Raw genomic sequence first — 21,539 nt, 5'->3', positions numbered from 1 at the left:
GCTGGCACCGCGCCTCCTGTCTGTTTGCGGGGTGGGACGCAGGCCTGGCCCGGGGACGAGGTTGAGACACCGGCGTCTCCTCGAGACGCCGCCTGCGCGCCGAGACACCGCCGAATTCGGCGGCGTCTGGCGCGAATGGCGGCGTCTCGCACAGACAGGGGTGTCTGACACCACGATGAGCGCCAGACAACGCCCCCAGAACACCCGCACGACATCCTCGCGGAGCACCACCGCATTGCCGACAGCGAACAGGCGCGAAGTGCTGCGTTGCAACCGATAAGTTCGACATCAAGCGACAACTGAACGGGAGCTTTTCCATGGCCGAAGCAACACTGAACCCCAGTGTTTTTGACCGCCTTCTGAGAGACCGGATCGTGTGGCTCGGCTCCGAGGTCCGCGACGACAACTCGAACGAGATCGCAGCCAAGCTGCTGCTGCTCGCCGCCGAGGACCCTGAGAAGGACATCTACCTCTACATCAACTCGCCCGGTGGTTCGATCACCGCCGGCATGGCGATCTACGACACGATGCAGTTCGTGCCGAACGACATCGTCACGGTGGGCATCGGCCTCGCCGCGTCGATGGGGCAGTTCCTGCTCTCGTCCGGCACGCCCGGCAAGCGCTACATCACCCCGAACGCCCGTGTGCTCCTGCACCAGCCTTCCGGTGGCTTCGGCGGAACCGCCGCGGACATCCAGACGCAGGCGAAGGTCATCCTCGACATGAAGCAGCGCATGGCCGAGCTGACCGCCGAGCAGACCGGCAAGTCGATCGAGCAGGTCCTCAAGGACAACGACCGCGACAACTGGTTCTCGGCGCAGGAAGCCCTGGAGTACGGCTTCGTCGACCACCTCCGCGCATCGTCCGCCGAGGTCATCGGTGGGGGCGGCACCGTCGCCGACGGCGAGACGCCGACCCCGGCCGCCGACCCCGACGCCCAGTCCTGATCACCACCGAAGAAAAGGAAACGAGAATGCATCTCCCCATGCTCGGTGGCGCGCAGAACGTCCCGGCTCCCACTGATCGGTACATCCTGCCGACGTTCGAAGAGCGCACGGCCTACGGCTACAAGCGCCAGGACCCGTACGCGAAGCTCTTCGAGGACCGCATCATCTTCCTCGGCGTGCAGGTCGACGACGCGTCCGCTGACGACGTCATGGCCCAGCTGCTCGTGCTCGAGTCGCAGGACCCGGACCGCGACATCGTCATGTACATCAACTCGCCCGGTGGCTCGTTCACCGCGATGACGGCGATCTACGACACGATGCAGTACATCCGTCCGCAGATCCAGACGGTCTGCCTCGGACAGGCTGCCTCGGCCGCGTCGGTGCTCCTCGCCGGCGGTACCGCTGGCAAGCGCCTCGCACTGCCGAACGCGCGGGTGCTCATCCACCAGCCCGCCGTCCAGCAGGGTGGCGGACAGGCCTCCGACATCGAGATCCAGGCCGCGGAGATCCTCCGCATGCGCACCTGGCTCGAGGAGACGCTGTCGAAGCACTCGAACAAGACGCCCGAAGAGATCAACCACGACATCGAGCGCGACAAGATCATGTCCGCGCAGGAAGCCGTGGAGTACGGCCTGATCGACCAGGTCCTGACCAGCCGGAAGAACCTCCCCGCGCTCGTCAAGTAGTCGATGACGAAGGCCCCGCACCGTTCGGTGCGGGGCCTTCGTCGTGTCCGGGTGCCGGCGCCGGCAGCGGGTGCTGAGGTCGCACTTCGTGTCGGGTCGGGGCAGGGGGAGCCGACACGGAGTGCGATCTCAGCGGAGTCGGGTGGCGTCGGTCGGTTCTGGGCGCCGGCCTGGAGGCTCGGGTCGCCTCCGGCACGCCGGCCCTGTCCGCCGAGTGGTCACGACACCCCGTCGGGTGGACGCCGACCGGTCAGGAATCGTCGGTCGGCGGGCCTCGGAGCGACGGTCTCCGACCGGTCGGCGGACGTGAGCGGGGTGTTGCGACCAGTCGGGCCTGGCGCTGGAGGGCGTCGGCCGGCATAGGCGGTGAGGTCGCACTTCGTGTCGGGTCGGGGCCGGGGGAGCCGACACGGAGTGCGATCTCAGCGAGGTCGGGCGGCGTCGGTCGGTTCCGGGCACCTGCCTGGAGGCTCGGATCGCCTCCGGCACGCCGGCCCGGTCCGCCGAGTGGTCACGACACCCCGTTGGGTGGACGCCGACCGGTCAGGAAGCGTCGGTCGGCCGGCGTCGGAGCGACGGTCTCCGACCGGTCGGCGGACGTGAGCGGGGTGTTGCGACCGGTGGAGGGGGCTGCGGGCAGGACTCAGGCGGGCGGGGCGTCAGCGGGCGCCGGCGCCGGCGGGGGCGGGCGTCAGCGGGCGCAGGCGCTGCGCAGGCGCTGGCGTGAGGTCGCACTTCGTGTCGGGCCGGGGGAGGCGACGCGGAGTGCGACCTCAGCGGGGACTGGCGGAGCCGGGGTCAGGCGTCGGGGGTGTCGGACGGGTCGTCGTCGGGTGTGGGGGACGGGCGGCGACGGAGGAGCAGCAGCAGCAGCACGGCGACGATCGCCGCGACGACGACGATGCCCCCGGCGCCGATCCAGAGGGCGTCGGTCGCGGGCGAGTCAGCGTCGCCGGACGCCGTGCCCGTGGTGGTCTCGGACGACGAGCCCGCCCGCGCGCAGGTCGGCGGCGTGGTGGACCCGGTCGCGGGGGTGGAGCCGGCGGGCGCCTTCCACGTGAAGGGGTACTCGTCCGACACCGTGTGGCCGTCGGCGGAGACGATCTGCCACTCGACCTGGTACTTCCCCGAGGCCCCGAGTGCGGCGGTCGTGGTCATCGAGGGGCCGTCGATGTCGACGCAGCCGTCCTCGTAGTACTTCCCGTCCGGCCCGACGATGCGGTACGCGAACCCCGACCCGGAGCCGCCGATGTCGAGCAGTCGGTCGTTCGTCGTGATCTCGAAGGCCTTCGGCAGCGCGGTCAGGGTGCCGCCGACCTCCGGCGTCGAGGCGATGAGGTAGTTGTGCGCCTGAGCCGGACCGGCGAGGCCGAGGACGGCACCGCCCACGATCGCGAGGGCCGCGGCGGACGCGGCCACGAGCCTCCTGGCCGTGCCGTGCCGGCGCACCGCCGGACGGGTGCCGGACGTCACTTCGCGCTGCGACGGCGGGTGGCGGCGACGGCGACGACCAGGCCGGCCGCACCGAGCACCAGGCCGCCGAGGCCGAGGAAGCGTCCGACCAGGTCGGGCTCGGAGGACGAGGACGAGGACGAGGACGCGGACGACGCGGCCGGCGCCGTGGTGGCGTCGTCGTCGGTGGCGTTCGCGGCCGTCGCGTCGTCGTCGTCACCGGAGGCGGTGGCCGCGGTGAGCGTGATCGCGGGGGCGGGGTGCTCGGGCTCGGCCTCGCCAGCCTTCTGGGCCTGGTCCCACTCGGTGGAACCCTGCTCGCAGGTCTGCGTGACGGGGAGTGCGACCACGTCACCCGGCTTGCCGTCGGGGAGCGAGAACGACAGCGAGAAGGTGTCGCGCTCGTCGGCGGGCAGCGGGGTCTTCGCGGCGTAGGTGATGCTCGTGACCCGCTCGCCGGCGTCCTCGGCGGACTCGTCGTCGGAGGAGGCCGACGGGCTCGTGTACTTCTCGGTCGTCTTCGTGATGTCCCAGTTCGGGTTCACGGTGGGCGTGACCTCGATGACGGAGGACGGGATGTGGAACTGCAGCTTCGTGGTGGGCGAGCCGTCGCAGCCGTGCGGGACCGAGAACGTGGCGGTCGTGTACGAGTTCGCTGCGGTGGACGTGCTCGTCGCCTCGACGTGGGCGCTGGCGGAGGCCGCCGTCCCGAGGACGATGACCGCGGCGACACCGAGGGTCGCTGCTCCGCCGAGGGCGAGACGCTTCTGCATGGGGTTCCTTCCGGAGGACTACTTCTACAACTTGTAGAGACGACGGCATCACCGTAGCAGGACCGCACGCCCTGGGCGAACGTGCCCGCGGAAACGCGCTCGGCGTCGCCGTGAGTGTCGCTGGATGCGGTTAGGCTCGACATCACGACGACCTCGTGCTCACGAGCAGTGCTGCACGTCAACCAGGGGAAGGCTCGAGCATGGCACGCATCGGAGAGAGCGCGGACCTCCTCAAGTGCTCCTTCTGTGGCAAGAGCCAGAAGCAGGTACAGCAGCTCATCGCCGGACCCGGTGTGTACATCTGCGACGAGTGCGTCGAGCTGTGCAACGAGATCATCGAGGAACGTCTGGCCGAAGCCAGCGACGAGTCCGGCACGGGGGAGTTCGAGCTCCCCAAGCCGCGCGAGATCTTCGACTTCCTGCAGGAGTACGTCATCGGGCAGGACCCCGCCAAGCGGGCGCTGTCCGTGGCCGTCTACAACCACTACAAGCGCATCCGTGCGCAGGGCCAGATCACCGCCGCCGAGGACCGCGACGACGTCGAGATCGCCAAGTCGAACATCCTGCTCATCGGCCCGACCGGCTGTGGCAAGACCTACCTGGCCCAGACGCTGGCCAAGCGCCTCAACGTGCCGTTCGCCGTCGCCGACGCCACCGCGTTGACCGAGGCCGGCTACGTCGGGGAGGACGTCGAGAACATCCTCCTCAAGCTCATCCAGGCCGCCGACTACGACGTCAAGCGTGCCGAGACGGGCATCATCTACATCGACGAGGTCGACAAGATCGCGCGCAAGGCCGAGAACCCCTCGATCACGCGTGACGTCTCCGGTGAGGGCGTCCAGCAGGCCCTGCTCAAGATCCTCGAGGGCACGGTCGCCTCGGTCCCGCCGCAGGGTGGCCGGAAGCACCCGCACCAGGAGTTCATCCAGATCGACACGACGAACGTGCTGTTCATCGTGGCGGGGGCGTTCGCCGGGCTCGAGGAGATCGTGTCCTCGCGCGTCGGCAAGAAGGGCATCGGCTTCGGTGCGCAGCTGCACAGCTCGCTCGACCACCAGGACCTGTACTCCGAGGTCCTGCCCGAGGACCTCCACAAGTTCGGGCTCATCCCCGAGTTCATCGGTCGTCTGCCGGTCGTCACGACGGTGTCGCAGCTCGACCAGGTCGCGCTCATGGAGATCCTGACCAAGCCGAAGAACGCCCTGGTCCGCCAGTACCAGCGCATGTTCCAGATCGACGGCGTCGAGCTCGAGTTCGACCAGGGCGCGCTCGAGGCCATCGCCGACCTCGCGGTGCTCCGGCAGACCGGTGCCCGCGGCCTCCGCGCGATCATGGAAGAGGTCCTCGGGCCGATCATGTTCGAGGTCCCCTCGGATGACGACGTCGCCCGCGTGGTCGTCACCCGGGCCTCCGTGCTCGAGAACGCCGCACCGACGATCGTGCCGCGCGCCCGGGCCAAGCGCATCGAGAAGTCCGCGTAGTCGTCCCACGCGAAGGGCCCCGCACCGAGTCGGTGCGGGGCCCTTCGTCTGTCCTGAGTCCGCAGGCCGTTCGGCCCGCCTGACTGGCCTGGGCTACTCGAGCCCGCGGCGACGCAGCAGCGGTCCGACCTCGGCGTCGCGGCCGCGGAACTCGCGGAAGGCCTCGATCGGGTCCTTCGAGCCGCCGACACCGAGCAGCATCGTGGCGAAGCGGCGCCCGGCAGCCCGGTCGAGGCCGCCGTGGTCGCGGAACCACTCGACCGTGTCGGCGTCGAGCACCTCGCTCCAGATGTACCCGTAGTAGCCGGCGTCGTAGCCGCCCGAGAACGTGTGCGCGAAGTACGTCGACGAGTAGCGCGGCGGCACGGCCGCGACGTCGATGCCGGCGTCCGCGAGGGCCTGGCGCTCGAAGGCCTCGACGTCGGTGACGGCGGCGGCTTCGGCGGCGGAGAGCCGGTGCCACGCCTGGTCGAGCAGCGCGGCGGCGAGGTACTCGGTGGTGGAGAAGCCCTCGTTGAACCCGGCGGAGTCGCTCAGCCCGAGGACGAGCTCCGGCGGCATGGACTCCCCGGTCTCGTGGTGCTTGGCGTAGTTCGCCAGGACCTCGGGCCAGGACACCCACATCTCGTTCACCTGGCTCGGGAACTCGACGAAGTCGCGCTCGACGTTGGTGCCCGAGAACCGCGGGTACGTCGTCCTGGCGATGAGCCCGTGCAGGGCGTGGCCGAACTCGTGGAAGAGCGTCTCGACCTCGTCCTGGATGAGGAGCGTCGGGGACCCGGCAGCGGGCTTCGCGACGTTGAGGTTGTTCACGACGACCGGCAGCGTGCCGAACAGCGCGGACTGCTCGACGACGGGGTTCATCCACGCGCCGCCCCGCTTGCCGTCCCGCGTGTACAGGTCGAGCAGGTACAGGCCGACGGGGGCGTCGTCCTCGTCGGTGACCTCGAACACGCGGACGTCGGCGTTGTAGCCGTGCAGGTCGGGACGCTCGGCGAACTTCAGCCCGTACAGGGCGGTGGCCGCGAAGAACACGCCGTCGCGGAGCACGCGGTCGGCCTCGAGGTACGGGCGCATCGCGGTGCTGTCGGCGGCGAACTGCTCCCCGCGGAGGATCTCGGTCGCGTAGGCCCAGTCCCAGGCCTCGACGTCGAAGCCGACGGTCCGGGAGCGCACGGCACGCTCGTCGTCGGCGTTCGCGGCGGCGGCCCCGACGAGGGACGACAGGAGCCCGTCGACGGCCTCGGGCGTGCCGGCGGTCTCGTCGGCGGTGACGACGGCGGCGTGGTTCGGGAACCCGAGGAGCTCGGCCCGCTCGGCGCGGAGCCGGACGATGCGCAGCAGGACCTCGCGGTTGTCGTGCTCGTTGCCCCGGCGGCCGCGTGAGAGCGACGCCCGCATGACCCGCTCGCGCAGGTCGCGGTCGGCGAGGGATGCCAGCCACGGGTGCCCGGTGTAGAGCGGCAGCGTGATGAGCCAGCCGTCGAGCCCGCGGTCGGCGGCGGCACCGGCGGCAGCGGACTTCGCTCCGTCGTCGAGCCCGGTCAACGACGCCTCGTCCGTGACGTGCACGGCGAGGTCGTTCGTGTCCTCGAGCAGGTTCCGTTCGAACGTGGTGGTGAGCGTCGAGAGCTCCTGGTTGATCGCGGTGAGGCGTTCCTTGCCGGCGTCGTCGAGTCCGGCGCCCGCCAGGGTCATCTCCGTCGCGGTGCGCTCGACCAGGCGGAGGTCCTCACCCTCGAGACCAGCGGCCTCGGCACCGTCGAGCACCGCCCGCACCCGGTCGTACAGGCGGGAGTCGAGCGTGATGGCGTCCCGGTGCGCGGCGAGGAGCGGCGAGACCTCGGCCTCGAGGTCGTGCAGCTCGGGGGAGGAGTCCGCCGAGCTCAGCGTGAAGAACACGGACGAGACCCGGGCGAGCAGCTGCCCGCTGCGCTCCAGGGCGACGAGCGTGTTCTCGAGCGTCGGGGTGTCCGGGTTCGTGGCGATCGCCTCCACCTCGGCCCGCTGCTCGGCCATGCCGGCGTCGAACGCCGGTCGGCAGTGCTCCAGCCGGACCTCCTGGAACGGCGGGAGGGCGTACGGAAGGGTGCTCGGTTCGTCGAACGGCGTCGTCATCGCTCCACCCTACGGGTGCGTGCGACGCGGGCTCGGAGGACCGGGCACGGCCCACCGCCAGCGCGGCACGGCCTCAGCGCGTCGTGGCGTCGATCAGCGTCGCGGCGGCCAGACGAGCGTGCCGAGCGGGCGCGGTGTCCCCGGCGATGGCCGCGGTGGTCTGGGCCCCCTCGGCCAGGAGCGCCAGCTGCGCTGCCAGCTCTTCGGCCCGAGCGCGGTCGGGGACGGCCTGCAGCGCCAGCCCCTCGACGTAGCGCTGGAAGGAGTCCTTGTGGGCCCGCGCGATCTCGGCGACGGCCGGCGAGGTCGCGCCGAGCTCCCCGAAGGCGTTGATGAAGCCGCAGCCGCGGAAGGTGTCGTCGCCGAACCACGTCTCGAGGAAGTCGTACATCGCCAGGAGCTTGTCCCGAGGCGAGGTGGCGGCGTCGACCGCCTGGCCGATCCCGCGTTCCCAGTAGTCGTGCCGTCCGGCGAGGACCGCGGCGATGAGCTGCTCCTTGCCAGGGAAGGCCGCGTAGAGCTTCTTCAGGGAGACACCCGCAGCGGTGCGGATCTGGTCCATCCCCACGGCCTGGATGCCGCGCGTGTAGAACAGCTCGTCCGCCACGGCGGTGATGTGCGCGCGGAGGTCCGGATCGACGGTCGTCGTCGTCACTGCCATGCGGTGTCCCGTCCTCCCCGGGCGCCGGTGGGAACCCTCGTTCTCGACTCTACGCGGAGCAGGGGGCTGGTGCCGATCCCACCCCGAGGGGCCGCCGTCAGCGACCCCCGATCCGACCCGGGGGACCGCCGACAGCGCCCCCCGATCCGACCCCGGGTCGCTCAGTCCTCCTCCGCCGCGTCGTCCGGGTTCGTCACCTGCGCCCGGCCGGCGTCGTCGAGGTGGATCGACGTGCCGTCGTCGAGCGTGACGATCGGCTTGTTCTCGAGGAACGTCAGCGTCCACCCCCAGGTCGACACGTCCACGGACTCCGCCGCGAGCTCGTCCTCGACCCCTCGCACGGCGACGACGAGCGCCTCCGCCAGTCGCGCGGGTGGCTGCCCACCCACGCTCCATCGTGTGCCCAACTGCATCCGAGCCTCCCGGCTGTCCTGATCGGTCCTGGTCTGTCGGGCCGCAGCCTAGGCCGCCGGCTGCTCGGCCAGTTCGATCTCGATGACCGCCAGCTCCGGGCCGTCCACGAAGGACAGGTCCTGGATGCGGCCGACGGCCGCCAGGTCCACGGCCGCACGCTCGACGAGCTGCCGCGTCTCGGTGGGAGCCGCGACGACGGCGCGGGTCACGGGCGTCTTCTGGGACGCCTTGGCGGCCGTCTTCGCACCGCGGATGCCGATGAGCGCCTGCCCGACGGCGGCGAGCAGACCGGTCTCGGCCGCGTCGACCGGCAGGTCGTCGGCGGTCGGCCAGGAGGCTCGGTGCACGCTGGTGTCGTGGGTCCAGGCCCACACTTCCTCCGTCGCGAACGGGAGGAACGGTGCCAGCAGGCGGAGCAGCACGTCGATCGCGGAGCGCAGCGCCAGGACCGCGCTCGCCTGGGTCTCGTGGGTCGCGTCCGGCGCGGTGCCGTAGGCACGCTCCTTCACGAGCTCGAGGTAGTCGTCGCAGAAGGTCCAGAAGAACCGCTCCGTGACCTCGAGCGCGCGGGCGTGGTCGAAGCCCTCGAAGGCCGTGGTGGCCTGCTCGAGGGTGCTGCGGAGCGCGGCGAGCATGTCGACGTCGAGCGCCTCGGTGACGCTGGTGGCGCCGGTGGGCAGCTCGAAGCCGTAGACGAACTTCGCGGCGTTGAGCACCTTGATCGCCAGACGACGGCCGACCTTGATCTGCTTCGGGTTCTGCGGGTCGAAGGCCGCGTCGGTGCCGAGCTTGGACGAGGCCGCCCAGTAGCGGACCGCGTCGGCGCCGTGCTGCTCGAGCACGGCCATCGGCGTGACGACGTTGCCCTTCGACTTCGACATCTTCTTGCGGTCGGGGTCGACGATGAAGCCCGAGATCGAGGCGTTCTTCCACGGCACGACGTCGGCTTCGAGCTGGCTGCGGAGCACGGTCGTGAAGAGCCACGTCCGGATGATGTCCTGGGCCTGCGGGCGGACGTCGTACGGGTACACCAGGTCGTAGAGCGCCGGGTCGGTCTCCCACTTGCCCGCGAGCTGCGGGGTCAGGGACGAGGTCGCCCAGGTGTCCATGACGTCCACCTCGCCGACGAAGCCGTTCGGCACGCCGCGCTGGTCGGACTGGTAGCCGGGGGCCGGCTCGGAGGACGGGTCGACCGGCAGCTGGGCCTCGGTCGGGACGATCGGCTGGTCGTACACGGGGTTGCCATCGGCGTCGAGCGGGTACCAGACCGGGATCGGCACACCGAAGAAGCGCTGTCGCGAGATGAGCCAGTCGCCGGACAGGCCGCCGACCCAGTTGTCGTAGCGGACGCGCATGAAGTCCGGGTGGAACGCGATCTCCTCGCCGCGGGCACGGAGCTTCGCCTTGAGGTCCTCGTCCCGCGCGCCGTTGACGATGTACCACTGGCGGGTGGAGACGATCTCGAGCGGCTTGTCGCCCTTCTCGAAGAACTTCACCGGGTGGTTGATCGTCTTCACGTCACCCACCAGGTCGCCGGACGCGGTCAGGGCGTCCACGACGACCTTCTTGGCGGAGAACACGGTCTTGCCGGCGAGCTCGGCGTAGAGCTCCTGGCCCTGCTCGGACTCGATCCAGGCGGGCTGCTCGGAGCGGACGCGGCCGTCGAAGCCGATCACCGCGCGGTTCGGCAGCTGCAGCTCGCGCCACCAGACGACGTCGGTGGTGTCACCGAACGTGCAGACCATGGCGATGCCGGCGCCCTTGTCCTTCTGCGCGAGGTGGTGTGCGAGCACCGGCACCTCGACGTCGAACAGGGGGGAGCGGACCGTCGTGCCGAAGAGGTCCTGGAAGCGCTCGTCGTCCGGGTGCGCGACGAGGGCGACGCACGCGGGGAGCAGCTCCGGGCGGGTGGTCTGGATGACGATGTCCCCGGAGCCGTCCGACTTGTGGAACGCGATGCCGTGGTACGCGCCCGGCATCTCCTTGTCCTCGAGCTCGGCCTGGGCCACGGCGGTGCGGAAGGTCACGTCCCAGAGCGTCGGGGCGTCGGCCTGGTAGGCCTCGCCGCGCTCGAGGTTGCGGAGGAAGGCACGCTGCGCGCTCGCACGGGAGGTCTCGTCGATCGTGCGGTACGACTGCGTCCAGTCGACCGACAGCCCGAGGGTGCGGAAGAGCTCCTCGAACTGCTGCTCGTCCTGCACCGTGAGCTGGTCGCACAGCTCGATGAAGTTGCGGCGGGAGATCGGCAGCTGGTCGGCGGCCTTGCTCGACTTGCCGTCGCCGCCCTCGAACGGCGGGGTGAAGTCGGGGTCGTAGGGGAGCGACGGGTCGCAGCGGACGCCGTAGTAGTTCTGCACGCGACGCTCGGTGGGGAGACCGTTGTCGTCCCAGCCCATCGGGTAGAAGACGTGCTTGCCGCGCATGCGCTCGAACCGCGCCTTGAGGTCGGTGTGCGTGTACGAGAACACGTGGCCGATGTGCAGCGAACCGGAGGCTGTCGGCGGCGGGGTGTCGATCGAGTACACGGCGTCGCGGTGTCCGGCGGCGTCGCGGTCGAAGCGGTAGGTGCCGTCCTGGTCCCAGACCGGTCCCCAGACCTGCTCGAGTCCGTCCACCGTGGGCTTGTCGGGCATGGGCTTGGTCATGGCTGCGCCTTTCGATCGGTATGTGCGGCACCGAGTCCGTGATGAGGTGCCTGAGTGTCCCGCGCGTGCTGCGCAGGTCGGTCAATGCTACCGGCCGTCACCGCCGCGTCTCGAGCGGGTAGCACACCCTCGTTTCGGGTCTGCCCGGAAGCCTGGTAGTCTTCCGGGGTTTGTCCGGCGAGCGCGGAGCTCGCAAGTGCTGCACCGTTGCCGTCCCGCCGGACGCCCGAAGGACGCTCAGCACACCGGAGGAACGAACTTGGCACCGAACACCGCACCCCACCAGCACGGCGATCGGCCCGTGCGGTCGAAGGGCGCTGCGAAGCGCGCTCGCCGTGAGATGACGAAGGACGACGTCACCGTCGTCGAGGAGTCGCTGCTCAAGCGTGCCGTGGCCGCCGCTGCGCTCGGCAACGCGATGGAGTGGTTCGACTTCGGCATCTTCGCGTACCTCACCGTCACGATCTCGCAGGTCTTCCTGCCGCAGGGTGACCCGGCGTCGAACATCGTCGCGACCTTCGGGTTCTTCGCGGCCGCGTTCATCGTCCGACCGATCGGTGGCGCCGTGTTCGGCCCGATCGGCGACAAGATCGGCCGGCAGAAGGTCCTCGCGCTGACGATGATCCTGATGGCCGCCGGCACGCTGATGATCGGCCTGATCCCGTCGTACGACACGATCGGCTTCTGGGCGCCGATCCTGCTGCTCGTGGCCCGCTTCGTGCAGGGCTTCTCGACCGGTGGTGAGTACGGCGGCGCCGCGACGTTCATCGCCGAGTACTCGCCCGACAAGCGCCGCGGGTTCATGGGCTCGTGGCTCGAGTTCGGCACCCTGGCCGGCTACGTGCTCGGCGCGTCGATCGTCACCGGCCTGCAGTTCGGCCTGTCCGAGGACGCCCTGCTCAGCTGGGGCTGGCGCATCCCGTTCATCATCGCCGGGCCGCTCGGCCTGATCGGGCTCTACCTCCGCCTCAAGCTCGAGGAGACCCCGGCCTTCCAGAAGCAGCAGGAGCAGGCCGCCGAGCGCGAGTCGCAGAAGACGCCGTTCCTCAAGCTCTTCGCCGAGAACTGGCGCTCGCTCATCATCTGCATCGGGCTGGTCCTGGTCTTCAACGTGACCGACTACATGCTCCTGTCGTACATGCCGACGTACCTCGAGCAGAACCTCGGCCAGAACGCCACGTTCGGGCTCATCCTCATCGTCGTCGTGATGCTGCTCATGATGGTCGTCATCACGTTCGGTGGCCGGCTGTCGGACCGCTTCGGCCGCCGTCCGGTGCTCGCCGCCGGCTGCATCGGCTTCATCCTGCTGTCCTGGCCGGCGCTCAAGCTCGTCCAGACGGGCACGGGCATCGGGGTCTTCTCCGGCCTGCTCATCCTCGGCGTGGTCCTGGTGACCTTCACCTCGACGATGCCGTCAACGCTGCCGGCGCTGTTCCCGACGATCATCCGCTACGGCGCCCTGGCCATCGCGTTCAACGTGTCGGTGTCGCTCTTCGGTGGGACCACCCCGCTCGCGACCGCCGCGCTCATCAACGGTGCGAAGGACGCCGGCTACGGCTGGGCCGAGGACATCCCCGCCTTCTACCTGATGCTCGCCGCCGTCATCGGCCTGGTCGCGGTGCACTTCACCAAGGAGACCGCCTCGACGCCGCTCATGGGTTCCGGCCCGACCGTCGGCTCCGAGGACGAGGTCGCCGGCGTCATCGACGACTACAACGACCCGACGTCGGACCTCGCGCAGTCGGACTGGGCCAAGGAGTTCTCGACGAGCGAGATCCCGGTGATCTCCGCCGACGGCTCCGGTCCCGCCGCGGACAAGGACACGGCGACCACCGGTTCCTGAGGCGTCCCGTCCACCGGCCTGGAGGCCCGACCTGCGTGAGCGGGTCGGGCCTCCGCCCGTCGGTGGGTGCGGTCCGGCGCCGAGGCTCGCTCCGGCGGACAGGGTGCGGCCGCGGGGCGGCGCAGGGTGTCCGGCTGGCCGAGTCTCGGCCAGGCACGCCGCGCGCTGCGCGGGCCCCGCGCGCTACGCGGCGGGACCCGCCGCCAGCCGCTCCGCGGCGGCGAGCAGCGCGACGGTCACGGGGTGGGTCGGGTGGGCGAAGACCTCGTGTGCGGGGCCATGCTCCACCGCGGCCCCGTCGTGCATCACCAGCAGGTCGTCCGCGATGCGTCGGACCGCCCGCAGGTCGTGCGATACGAACACCATCGCGACGCCGGTCCGCTCCCGCAGCCGTTCCAGCAGCGCCAGCACCGCGTCCTGCACGGTCGCGTCGAGCGCGGTCACGGGCTCGTCGAGCACGAGGACCGCCGGTTCGGTCGCCAGCGCCCGGGCGATCGCCAGCCGCTGCCGCTGCCCGCCGGAGAGCGTCAGGGGAGAACGGCTCCGGAGCGCGGGGTCGAGCTCGACCTGCCGCAGCGCCTGGTCCACCCGGTCGCCGAGGTCGCCCGTCGCACGTCGGGCAGCGCCGTTCGTCAGCGCGTCGGCGAGCACCCGCTCCACGCTCCAGCGTTCGTCGAAGGTCGCGCCCGGGTCCTGCACGACGGCGGAGACCCGTCGGCGCCGGGGTCGACGGTCCCGTTCGGGCAGCGGTGCCCACGGCTCGCCGTCGAGGGTCACGGTGCCGGTGTCGGGGTCCTCGAGGCCGAGGAGCATCCGGACGACGGTCGTCTTGCCCGAGCCCGATGCCCCGACGACGCCGAGTGACCTCCCGCGCTCGATGCCGAACGACACCCCGCTGACAGCGTCAACGCGGTCGTAGGCCTTCCGCAGGTCCTGCGCCGCGAGCACGGCCGCGCTGCCAGCCGGGTCGTGCGAGGTTGCACACTCCGTGCATGGGTCGGACCCCCGCACGGAGTGTGCAACCTCGCACCGGCCGACAGACCGCGCACCGTGCGCCGCACCCGCACCCGCGCCGGCAGCACCCGCACCGGCACCAGCCGCAGCACCCGCACCGGCAGCACCCGCACCCGCACCAGCCGCCGCGACGAGCGCCCGCGTCACCGGGTGCTCCGGCGCACGCAGGACCCGGTCGACCGACCCCGACTCGACGACCCGCCCGCCGTCCATCACGACGACGCGGTCGGCCCACCCGGCGACGAGTCCCAGGTCGTGCGTCACGACGAGCAGCCCTGCCCCCTGCTGCTGTGCCGCGCGCAGCTGCTCCATCACCCGGACGGCCACCCCGGCGTCCAGCGCCGTGGTGGGTTCGTCGGCCACGACGAGCGCCGGCCGACCGATCGTCGCCGCGGCGATGAGCGCCCGCTGCCGCATCCCGCCGGACAGCGTGCCGGCGAGCCGCCCGTCGGAGGCGATCGCGGGGTCGAGCCCGACGCCCTCGAGCGCGGCACGCACGGCGTCCAGCCGCTCCCTGGCGCTCATCTCGGTGTGCAGCCGCAGGGTGTCGGCGACCTCGCGCCCGACCGGACGCAGCGGGTCCAACGCGCCCAGGGCCTCCTGGCCGACGTAGCCGACCCGCGATCCGCGGACCGTCCGCCAACGCCGCTCGGTGAAGGCGCGGGCGTCGAGCCCGGCGACCTCGAGCCGGTCGGCACGGACGGCGGAGCCGGACGCGGAGAGCCCGAGCAGGGCCCGGACGGTGACGGTCTTGCCGGAGCCGGACGCGCCCACGAGGGCGACGCACTCGCCGGCGGCGACGTGCAGGTCGACGTCGTGGACGAGGGCGGTGCCGCCGATCGCGACCGACAGTCCATGGGCATCGAGGACGTTCACCGCAGCGCTCCTGTTCGTCGGAGTGCCCGGCCGAGCACGGTCACGGCGGTCGCGAGCACGACGATCGCCAGCCCGGGGAAGGTGCTCATCCACGGCGCGGTCAGCAGGTACGTGCGGCCGTCGGCCAGCATCGCGCCCCACTCCGGCGCCGGCGGCGGTGTCCCGACACCGAGGTAGCTCAGCGCCGAGGCCCAGACGACCGCCTGCCCGATGCCGAGCGTCCCCACGGCGACGACCGGCCAGAGCGCGGCGGGCAGCACGTGCCGGACGACGATCGCCGCGGGGGAGCGCCCGAGCAGCACCGCGGTCTCGACCACCTGCGAGGACCGCGCCGACCGCACGAGCCCTCGCACGATGCGCGCGTACCCGGGCGCGGTGGCGAACCCGACCGCGAGCATCGCCGGCACCGGACCCGGCCCGGTCACGGCGATCACGACGAGCGCGACGAGCAGCAGGGGGAGCGCGAACGCCACCTCGGTGACCCGCCCGACGACCGCGTCGACGACCCGTCCGCCGAGCCCCGCCACCACGCCGAGCACCACCCCGACGACCCCGCCGACCAGGGTCGCGACGACCCCGACGAGCAGGCTCGCACGGGTGCCGGCGACGACGCGCGCCAGGACGTCGCGCCCGGACTCGTCCGTGCCGAACGGACTCGACCAGCTCGGTGCCTGGAGTGCCTGCGCCGGGTGCACCGCGAGCGGGTGCGCGCCGCCGAGCAGCGCCGGCCACACGGCAGCGAGCGCCGCCAGCGCCACCACCGCAGCTGCCACCAGACCGGCCGGTCCGAGCGTCCCCCCACGGAACCGCTCGGACCGGTCGCGGACGGTGTCGGCCGGGAGGCTCGGCTCGGCGATCCCGCTCACCGCGCGCCCGCCCCGTGGCCGCGCGGGTCGACGGCGCGCTCGACGAGGTCGGCCACCGCGAGCACCACGACGTAGGCCGCCGCGGAGACGAGCGCGATGCCCGCCACGAGGGGCATGTCCCGCTGGGTGACGGCGGTCACGAGGGCGCGCCCGATGCCCGGGAGCGCGAACACCGACTCCACCACCACGGCACCGGACACCAGGGACCCGAAGGCCCAGGCGGACAGGGCGATGCCGGGCAGCGCCGCGTGCCGGAGCAGGTGGCGTCCGAAGAGTCCCGCGCGGGTCTCGCCCCGGCCGCGGGCGGCGAGCGCGAAGGCCGAGCGCTGGGCGTCGACCACGCCGTCGCGGACCGTCTCGGCGAGGTACCCGGCGACCGGCACCGCGACCGTCAGCACGGGGAGCACCCAGCCGCGGACGCTGCCGTCGCTGACCGCCGGCACCCAGCCGAGGGCGCTCGCGAAGACGACGATCAGGACGCTGCCGAGCCAGAAGTGCGGGGTGACGCTCGCCGTGACCGAGATCGCGCTCGTCAGGGCCGCAGCGACCCGGCCGCGCTGCGTGGAGCACCACGCGGCGACGATCGCGAGCACCCACGCGACCACGAGCCCCCCGACCGCGAGCGTCAGCGTCACCGGGAGCTGCTGCCCGAGGAGCGTCGCCACGGGCGTGCGGAACGCGTACGAGTCGCCGAGCTGCCCGGTCGCCAGGCGGCCGAGGAACACCGCGTACTGCACGAGCACCGGACGGTCGAAGCCGTAGTCCTGACGGACCTGCGCGACCGCCTCGGCCGAGGCCTGCGACCCCGGCCCGCCGAGCACCGCGAGCGCGGGGTCACCGGGGATGAGCCGGATGGCGACGAAGACGATCGTCGCCACCGCCCAGAGCACGCCGACGCCGCCGGCCGCACGGCGGAGCACCCAGCGCGACCAGTGCCCTGCGACCGCACCCGCGCCGGAGCGCTGCCGGTCCGTGGGACGCGCGGGGAGCCTCCTGTCCGTCACCGCGTCAGCGGTCGATCCAGGCGGTGCCGAACCACGGGGTGGAGACCGCGGTGGTCTCGATGCCGTGGACGGCCGAGCGGTACAGGAAGTGGTTCTGCTGGTCGTAGAGCGGCAGGACCGTGCCGCTGGCCAGGATCTTCTGCTGGGCGTCCTCGTACAGCGTGCCGCGCTCGCCGGAGTCGGACGTCCGTGCCGCACGCTGCAGCAGGTCGTCCACGGCCGGGTCGTCGAGCTGTGCGAGGTTCGCGAAGTAGCCGGACGGGGCCGGGGTGATGCTCGCGCTGTCGTAGAGGATGCGGAGCACGTCGGCGCCGACCTTCGTGTACGGGGCGCTCACGACGTCGTACTGGTTCTTCGCCAGGGCCGCGTACCAGCTGGACAGGTCGAGCTCCTCGAGCTGCACCTTGATGCCGACCTCGGCCTCGGACGCCTGGATCTGCTGGAACAGGCTGCGCTCGGCGGGGACCGACTGGTTCGTCGAGACCGGGAACGTCACCGTGAGCTGCTTGCCGTCCTTCTCGCGGATGCCGTCGCTGCCGACCTTCCACCCGGCGTCGTCGAGCAGCTGCTTCGCCGTGGACGGGTCGTACCGGAACAGCTTCCGGTCGGAGTACCCGTACGGCTCGACGCTCGAGAGCACCGAGTACGAGCGCTTGGCCGTGCCGAGGAACAGGGACTCAAGGCCCGGGTCGATCTCGGCCCCGGCGATGAAGGCCTTGCGGACCGCTTCGTCCTGGAACACCCCGTGCCCGGAGTTCAGCTCGAGGCGGTTCGACGCACCGGGGCGCGGGGCGTCGAGGTCGCGGATGGCGGCCTTCGCGGACGCGGCCTTGAGCTGGTCGGGCTGGGCGTTGTCGATGACGTCGACCTGGCCGGCCTGCAGGGCGGCGTAGCGCGAGGTGGCGTCGGGAAGGAAGCGCCACGTGATGCCGGACAGGCGGGGCTTCGTGGAGCCCCAGTACTTCGCGTTCTTCGTCAGCGTGACCCGGTCGCCGTGCTTCCAGTTCGTGATCGTGAACGGGCCGGTGCCGACGGGGGACTCGCAGTTCGCCGCCTGCGACCGGTCGAGTGCCTTCGGGCTCTCCATGCCGACCCACGGCTGCGAGAAGGACTCGAGCAGGGCGCTGTCCGGGCGGCTCAGCGCGAGCGTGACGGTGTGGTCGTCGGTCGCGGTCGCCTGCTTGATGGACTGCAGCGCGAGGTAGCCCGTGCTCGAGGCGGTCTTCGGGTCCTGCACGTGCTCGATGTTCCGCACCACGGCGTCGGCGTCGAACGGGGTGCCGTCGGTGAAGGTGACGTCGTCCCGGAGCGTGAACGTCAGCGTCGTGCCGTCGTCGCTCGTGGTCCACTTCGTCGCGAGGGCGGGCACGGGCTTGCCGTCCCGCAGGCCGACGAGCTCCTCGATGTACTGCGTCGAGAGCAGTGCCTGCGGATAGTTGCCGCCGACGTGCGGGTCCAAGCAGGTCGGCTCGGCGTCACCGGAGGCGTAGGTGAGCGTGCCGCCGGCGACGGGCGTGCTGCTCGTCGTGCTCGCACCGGAGCCCGTGCACGCCGTCAGGGCGAGGAGGATCGTCGCGGCGCCCGCGACGGCGCTGGCAGCTGAAGCACCACGGCGCCCGGGTTTCTGTACCGCGTCTAGTTCAGTCACAGCATGAGATTACATCTTCCGCCACGCCTTGACTTCGCGCGCACATGTCGGCAAAGTGTGATGTCGCAAGTACAGATGCAGAATTTCAAAGGCTAGCGGGTGACAGATGTATTCCGAACTGGACAGAAGAGTCAACATACAACTCGAGCGATCCCCACAGAAGGAGTTCCAGGTCGCTGTGGGTGCAGCGCAGCCCGTCTTGACGACACCACTGGCAGTTGCCGTGGGGTATGCCGCGGTTGTCGGCTATGCGGCCGAGGGTGCTGCATTCACGGCCGGCGCTGCCGCCGTCGTGGGGGCGTACACCGTAGGGAGGGCCGCAGGGTGAATCGCCTGGATGAGGAGGTGAATCGTCGCATCGCCGCTGTGCTTGGCGACTCGGCTGAGCAGGCGACCTTTCCCGGTGAGTGGAACGAACGGCCGACTCTGACGACGCCAGCATTCCTCGCGGGGATAGCGATCTGCTCGGCGGTTGTCAATGCCTACAACGCAGGGGTCAACGCCGGCTGAGGCAACATGCCGACCGCGCGACCATTGGCTGGGAGGAACGGAGGGAAGATTGGCAGATCGAGGAGGTCGACGTCGGCCGACGTTCAGAGCCCTGCGAGGGATGCTCTCACATCGACCGATTGACCCAGTGCGCACGCTCGACCAATCGCAACGGCTTGCGGCAGTGTCGGCGTTGATGGCTTCACTTGAAGGCATGGCGATGCTCATTGAGCGCTCGCATCGGGAAAGGTTGCGGCGCGAGTGGGAGCATTCGTGTCATTCCTTCGACAATGCGCCGCGTTTCATACGTCTGTTGGCGCGCGGCACTGCCCCATTCCCCGCTCGCTGTGCCTTACATGTGGTCCGAGCCGCGACATGCACTTACGTCATCGTCGCCCCGAGATCGGCCCCCGGGCGGGCGGGCGCAACGGTCGTCTCGGGTGTCGTGACGATGATTCTCTATCCGTCGCAACGGCTCGGTAGTGATGGGGCTGATCAAGTGACTGCTATGAGCCAGATGCTCATCGGGGTTGCGGGTCTCGTCCGGTCCGCGGCGGTCCGCGATGCGTTGATCTGGAGTCAGGCGATACAAGCCTCGATGTCGTACACCGTGGCGGGACTCGCGAAACTGGCCGGCCCGGACTGGCGATCCGAGAAGGCACTACTGGGTGTTCTGCGCACACACACCTACGGTAGTCCGGTGGTCTGGCGTCAGGCTTCGCGCTGTCCTCGGATCGTGCGAATCGTCTCAATGGGCATGCTGGCGTTCGAGTGCTTGTTCCCGTTCGCCTACTTGCCGATTGCCTGGGTGCCTCGACTGTTCATCGGCGTGGCGGTTGCATTCCACGGTCTCAACGCAGGGGTCATGGGACTGGGTCGTTTCCTCCCGAGCTTCATGTCCCTTCACCCCGCAGTTCTCTACACGTCGGCTGCGAACACTCATCGGCCGTCTCGACTGTTCCCGCTTCTCGCAGCCGGCGCATTCACCGCGGCGGTCGGCGTCATCACCTGTCAGAGGATCGCTGCCGACGCCCGACTGAGGAAGCGTGATCGGTCAAGGAAGACGCTCGGACTCGAAGATGGTCGTCAACTCGTCCTTGATCGACCAGGAGACGCTGGACGCGGCGTGGTGGTGCTCGTGGGTGGTCTCGGGACGCAGATGGACGAATTCGACTCGCTCAAGGGAGCGCTCGCCGCGATCGACATCATGGCCGTCACGTATCGGCGTCCTGTTGGTCGAGCAGCGCCAACCGGCCTTCTCGACGCTCACGCTCGCGATCTCGTCCGTCTTGTCGACGCGATCAGGTCAGAGAGTTCAGAGCCGGTGGTGCTCTTGGGGTATTCGCTGGGTGCGGAGATCGTTCGACGAGCAATCGATGACGTGAGCAACTCCGTTCACGGTGTCCTTGCTCTGGATCCTTCCCATCCAGGCGAGTTCGTGCGTTCCGACCGCAAGGCAGCTACCGTTCCTTCGATCACTGAATCACTGCGGATCTTCCGGATGGCAACCGCGGCCAGGCTCGGCGCGTTGCTTGATGCTCCGCCCTGGATTCAGTCGATTGCAGAGGAACATCGACGGAACGCTCTTGACGAATACCGCTCGGCTCGAACCTGGCGATCGGTGTGGGTGGAATGGAACGCCGCGCGACTGACCCTTGTTGACGAAAGTCCGCCACGGCCATCCGTGGTCCCGGTACGCGTGGTGGCGGCCGGGCGCACTGTCGCGGGTGACCCGATGCAAGCGATCATGTACAACGAACTCGCTCGAACAACTGCCACTGACGAGCGACCCGTCGCCGTGATCCCGGGCGTTGGGCATGATGACGTTCTTCAGGAAGATCGGGCGGTCCGAGTGGTCGTTGACGTCATCGTCGATCTGCTGTTCAAGGGGAGTTCAGGTGCAAGGAGGGAAGCATCGTGATGTCCACCCGGCGATGGGGAAGCGGAGCAATCGGTGGAACGGTTCTCGCATGGATCATCGTGACGATGCTCGCTCAGGTTCCGAGCCCTGCATTCGGACGCGCACGTAGTCGAGATTGGCTTGGACTGGTACCGAACTGGCGTTTCTTCGCTCCCAATCCTGCGCAGCACGACTTCGCGATCTACGTACGCCCGACCCGCCCTGTTGGGGAGCGTCAGGCACAATGGACTCGACCTCGTGTGGTCGCAGAGCGACGACTTCACCATGCCGTGTGGTTCCCGCAGCGGCGCGCGGACAAGGCTCTGTTCGACCTCTGCAGCGACCTTCTACCCGTCCTCGACAGCGAATTCCCACACCGCGTCGAGTCTCGGCCGGTGTTCAAAGTCCTACGGGCTTGGGCAATCGCCGATCTCCTGGCGCAGGGCGTTGAAGACGACTACTTCCAACTTGCTCTGGTGCGATTTGCCGGCAGTGATGACAGTGTCGATCCTGAGATCGTCTTCGTTTCCAGCCCGTTCAGCTTGAGCGTCGACGGCGCTGTCGACGGCGCAAGAGGCTGCCGTGGTTGACATCGCGACGGCCTTCGCCGGGATCGTCACCGTGGAGCTCGCTGTGGCGGTCCTCGTGCTCGCCCATGCGACTCTGGGGTTGCCCACCTCCGTCCGTCCCTGGGTGACGAGCTGTGCCACGGAGGAGAGGAC

The 21,539-nt window shown here is 70.1% G+C and carries 16 protein-coding genes; 6 read left to right on the top strand and 10 right to left on the bottom strand.

From position 1 onward, the window contains the following. Window positions 1–317 precede the first annotated feature (317 nt). Both BIU98_RS07660 and BIU98_RS07655 read left to right on the top strand, forming a co-directional pair. Window positions 318–947 carry an ATP-dependent Clp protease proteolytic subunit gene (locus BIU98_RS07660; RefSeq protein WP_071274271.1) on the top strand — a complete coding sequence of 210 codons (630 nt, stop codon included), beginning with the start codon at window positions 318–320 and terminating at the stop codon, window positions 945–947. Between the two features lie 26 nt (window positions 948–973). Further along, window positions 974–1,633 carry an ATP-dependent Clp protease proteolytic subunit gene (locus tag BIU98_RS07655; RefSeq protein ID WP_071274268.1) on the top strand — a complete coding sequence of 220 codons (660 nt, stop codon included), beginning with the start codon at window positions 974–976 and terminating at the stop codon, window positions 1,631–1,633. Between the two features lie 798 nt (window positions 1,634–2,431). On the opposite strand, the gene BIU98_RS07650 is transcribed toward BIU98_RS07655, so the two are convergent. Beyond that, the gene (locus BIU98_RS07650; protein WP_083393081.1) at window positions 2,432–3,106 is read right to left on the bottom strand and encodes a copper resistance CopC family protein; all 675 of its coding nucleotides are present in this window, start codon (window positions 3,104–3,106) and stop codon (window positions 2,432–2,434) included. Next, on the bottom strand, window positions 3,103–3,858 hold the full coding sequence (locus BIU98_RS07645; RefSeq protein WP_071274265.1) for a YcnI family protein: 756 nt from the start codon (window positions 3,856–3,858) through the stop codon (window positions 3,103–3,105). Before BIU98_RS07645 ends, BIU98_RS07650 begins: the two co-directional genes overlap by 4 nt. 200 nt (window positions 3,859–4,058) lie before the next feature. Here BIU98_RS07645 and clpX point away from each other — a divergent pair, with 200 nt between their 5' ends. Then, window positions 4,059–5,339, top strand: a complete 1,281-nt coding sequence (gene clpX, locus BIU98_RS07640) for an ATP-dependent Clp protease ATP-binding subunit ClpX (RefSeq protein ID WP_071274262.1) — start codon at window positions 4,059–4,061, stop codon at window positions 5,337–5,339. Between the two features lie 93 nt (window positions 5,340–5,432). On the opposite strand, the gene BIU98_RS07635 is transcribed toward clpX, so the two are convergent. The 4 genes from BIU98_RS07635 to valS form a co-directional block, all read right to left on the bottom strand. Beyond that, window positions 5,433–7,457 (bottom strand): M3 family metallopeptidase, encoded by a 2,025-nt coding sequence (locus BIU98_RS07635; protein WP_071274259.1) that lies wholly within the window; start codon window positions 7,455–7,457, stop codon window positions 5,433–5,435. 73 nt (window positions 7,458–7,530) lie between these two features. Further along, a complete protein-coding gene (locus tag BIU98_RS07630) occupies window positions 7,531–8,118 on the bottom strand; it encodes a TetR/AcrR family transcriptional regulator (RefSeq protein WP_071274256.1) in 588 nt (195 codons plus the stop codon). Window positions 8,119–8,279: 161 nt separating this feature from the next. Then, window positions 8,280–8,507, bottom strand: coding sequence for a hypothetical protein (locus BIU98_RS07625; protein ID WP_254787821.1), 228 nt, complete (start codon window positions 8,505–8,507; stop codon window positions 8,280–8,282). Between the two features lie 72 nt (window positions 8,508–8,579). Then, window positions 8,580–11,177: a valine--tRNA ligase gene (valS, locus tag BIU98_RS07620; protein WP_071274250.1), complete on the bottom strand. Its 2,598-nt coding sequence runs from the start codon at window positions 11,175–11,177 to the stop codon at window positions 8,580–8,582. 259 nt (window positions 11,178–11,436) lie between these two features. On the opposite strand from valS, the gene proP reads away from it, so the two are divergent. After that, a complete protein-coding gene (proP, locus tag BIU98_RS07615) occupies window positions 11,437–13,020 on the top strand; it encodes a glycine betaine/L-proline transporter ProP (RefSeq protein ID WP_254787820.1) in 1,584 nt (527 codons plus the stop codon). Window positions 13,021–13,203: 183 nt separating this feature from the next. Here the strand turns inward: proP and BIU98_RS07610 are convergent, their stop codons facing one another. Genes BIU98_RS07610 through BIU98_RS07595 form a run of 4 tightly spaced genes read right to left on the bottom strand, consistent with a single transcriptional unit; the run spans window position 13,204 to window position 18,428 of the window. Further along, complete coding sequence (locus tag BIU98_RS07610) at window positions 13,204–14,910, bottom strand: ABC transporter ATP-binding protein (protein WP_071274247.1); 1,707 nt, start codon at window positions 14,908–14,910, stop codon at window positions 13,204–13,206. Further along, a complete protein-coding gene (locus BIU98_RS07605) occupies window positions 14,907–15,776 on the bottom strand; it encodes an ABC transporter permease (protein ID WP_071274244.1) in 870 nt (289 codons plus the stop codon). The genes BIU98_RS07610 and BIU98_RS07605 overlap by 4 nt, the downstream gene beginning before the upstream one ends. Beyond that, the gene (locus BIU98_RS07600) at window positions 15,773–16,780 is read right to left on the bottom strand and encodes an ABC transporter permease (protein ID WP_254787819.1); all 1,008 of its coding nucleotides are present in this window, start codon (window positions 16,778–16,780) and stop codon (window positions 15,773–15,775) included. Before BIU98_RS07600 ends, BIU98_RS07605 begins: the two co-directional genes overlap by 4 nt. A 4-nt stretch (window positions 16,781–16,784) precedes the next feature. Beyond that, on the bottom strand, window positions 16,785–18,428 hold the full coding sequence (locus BIU98_RS07595; RefSeq protein WP_083393080.1) for an ABC transporter substrate-binding protein: 1,644 nt from the start codon (window positions 18,426–18,428) through the stop codon (window positions 16,785–16,787). Between the two features lie 997 nt (window positions 18,429–19,425). Here BIU98_RS07595 and BIU98_RS18450 point away from each other — a divergent pair. Continuing rightward, a complete protein-coding gene (locus BIU98_RS18450) occupies window positions 19,426–20,838 on the top strand; it encodes an alpha/beta fold hydrolase (RefSeq protein WP_175481312.1) in 1,413 nt (470 codons plus the stop codon). After that, entirely contained in the window at window positions 20,835–21,407 is a 573-nt protein-coding gene (locus BIU98_RS18900) for a hypothetical protein (RefSeq protein WP_139200617.1), read from the top strand. Before BIU98_RS18450 ends, BIU98_RS18900 begins: the two co-directional genes overlap by 4 nt. Window positions 21,408–21,539: the final 132 nt, after the last annotated feature.

It is taken from the genome of Curtobacterium sp. MMLR14_010 (assembly GCF_001865015.1).
Taxonomy (GTDB): domain Bacteria; phylum Actinomycetota; class Actinomycetes; order Actinomycetales; family Microbacteriaceae; genus Curtobacterium.
Note: the sequence above shows the minus strand (reverse complement) of the source record. Positions and strands in the feature narration are given on the sequence as shown.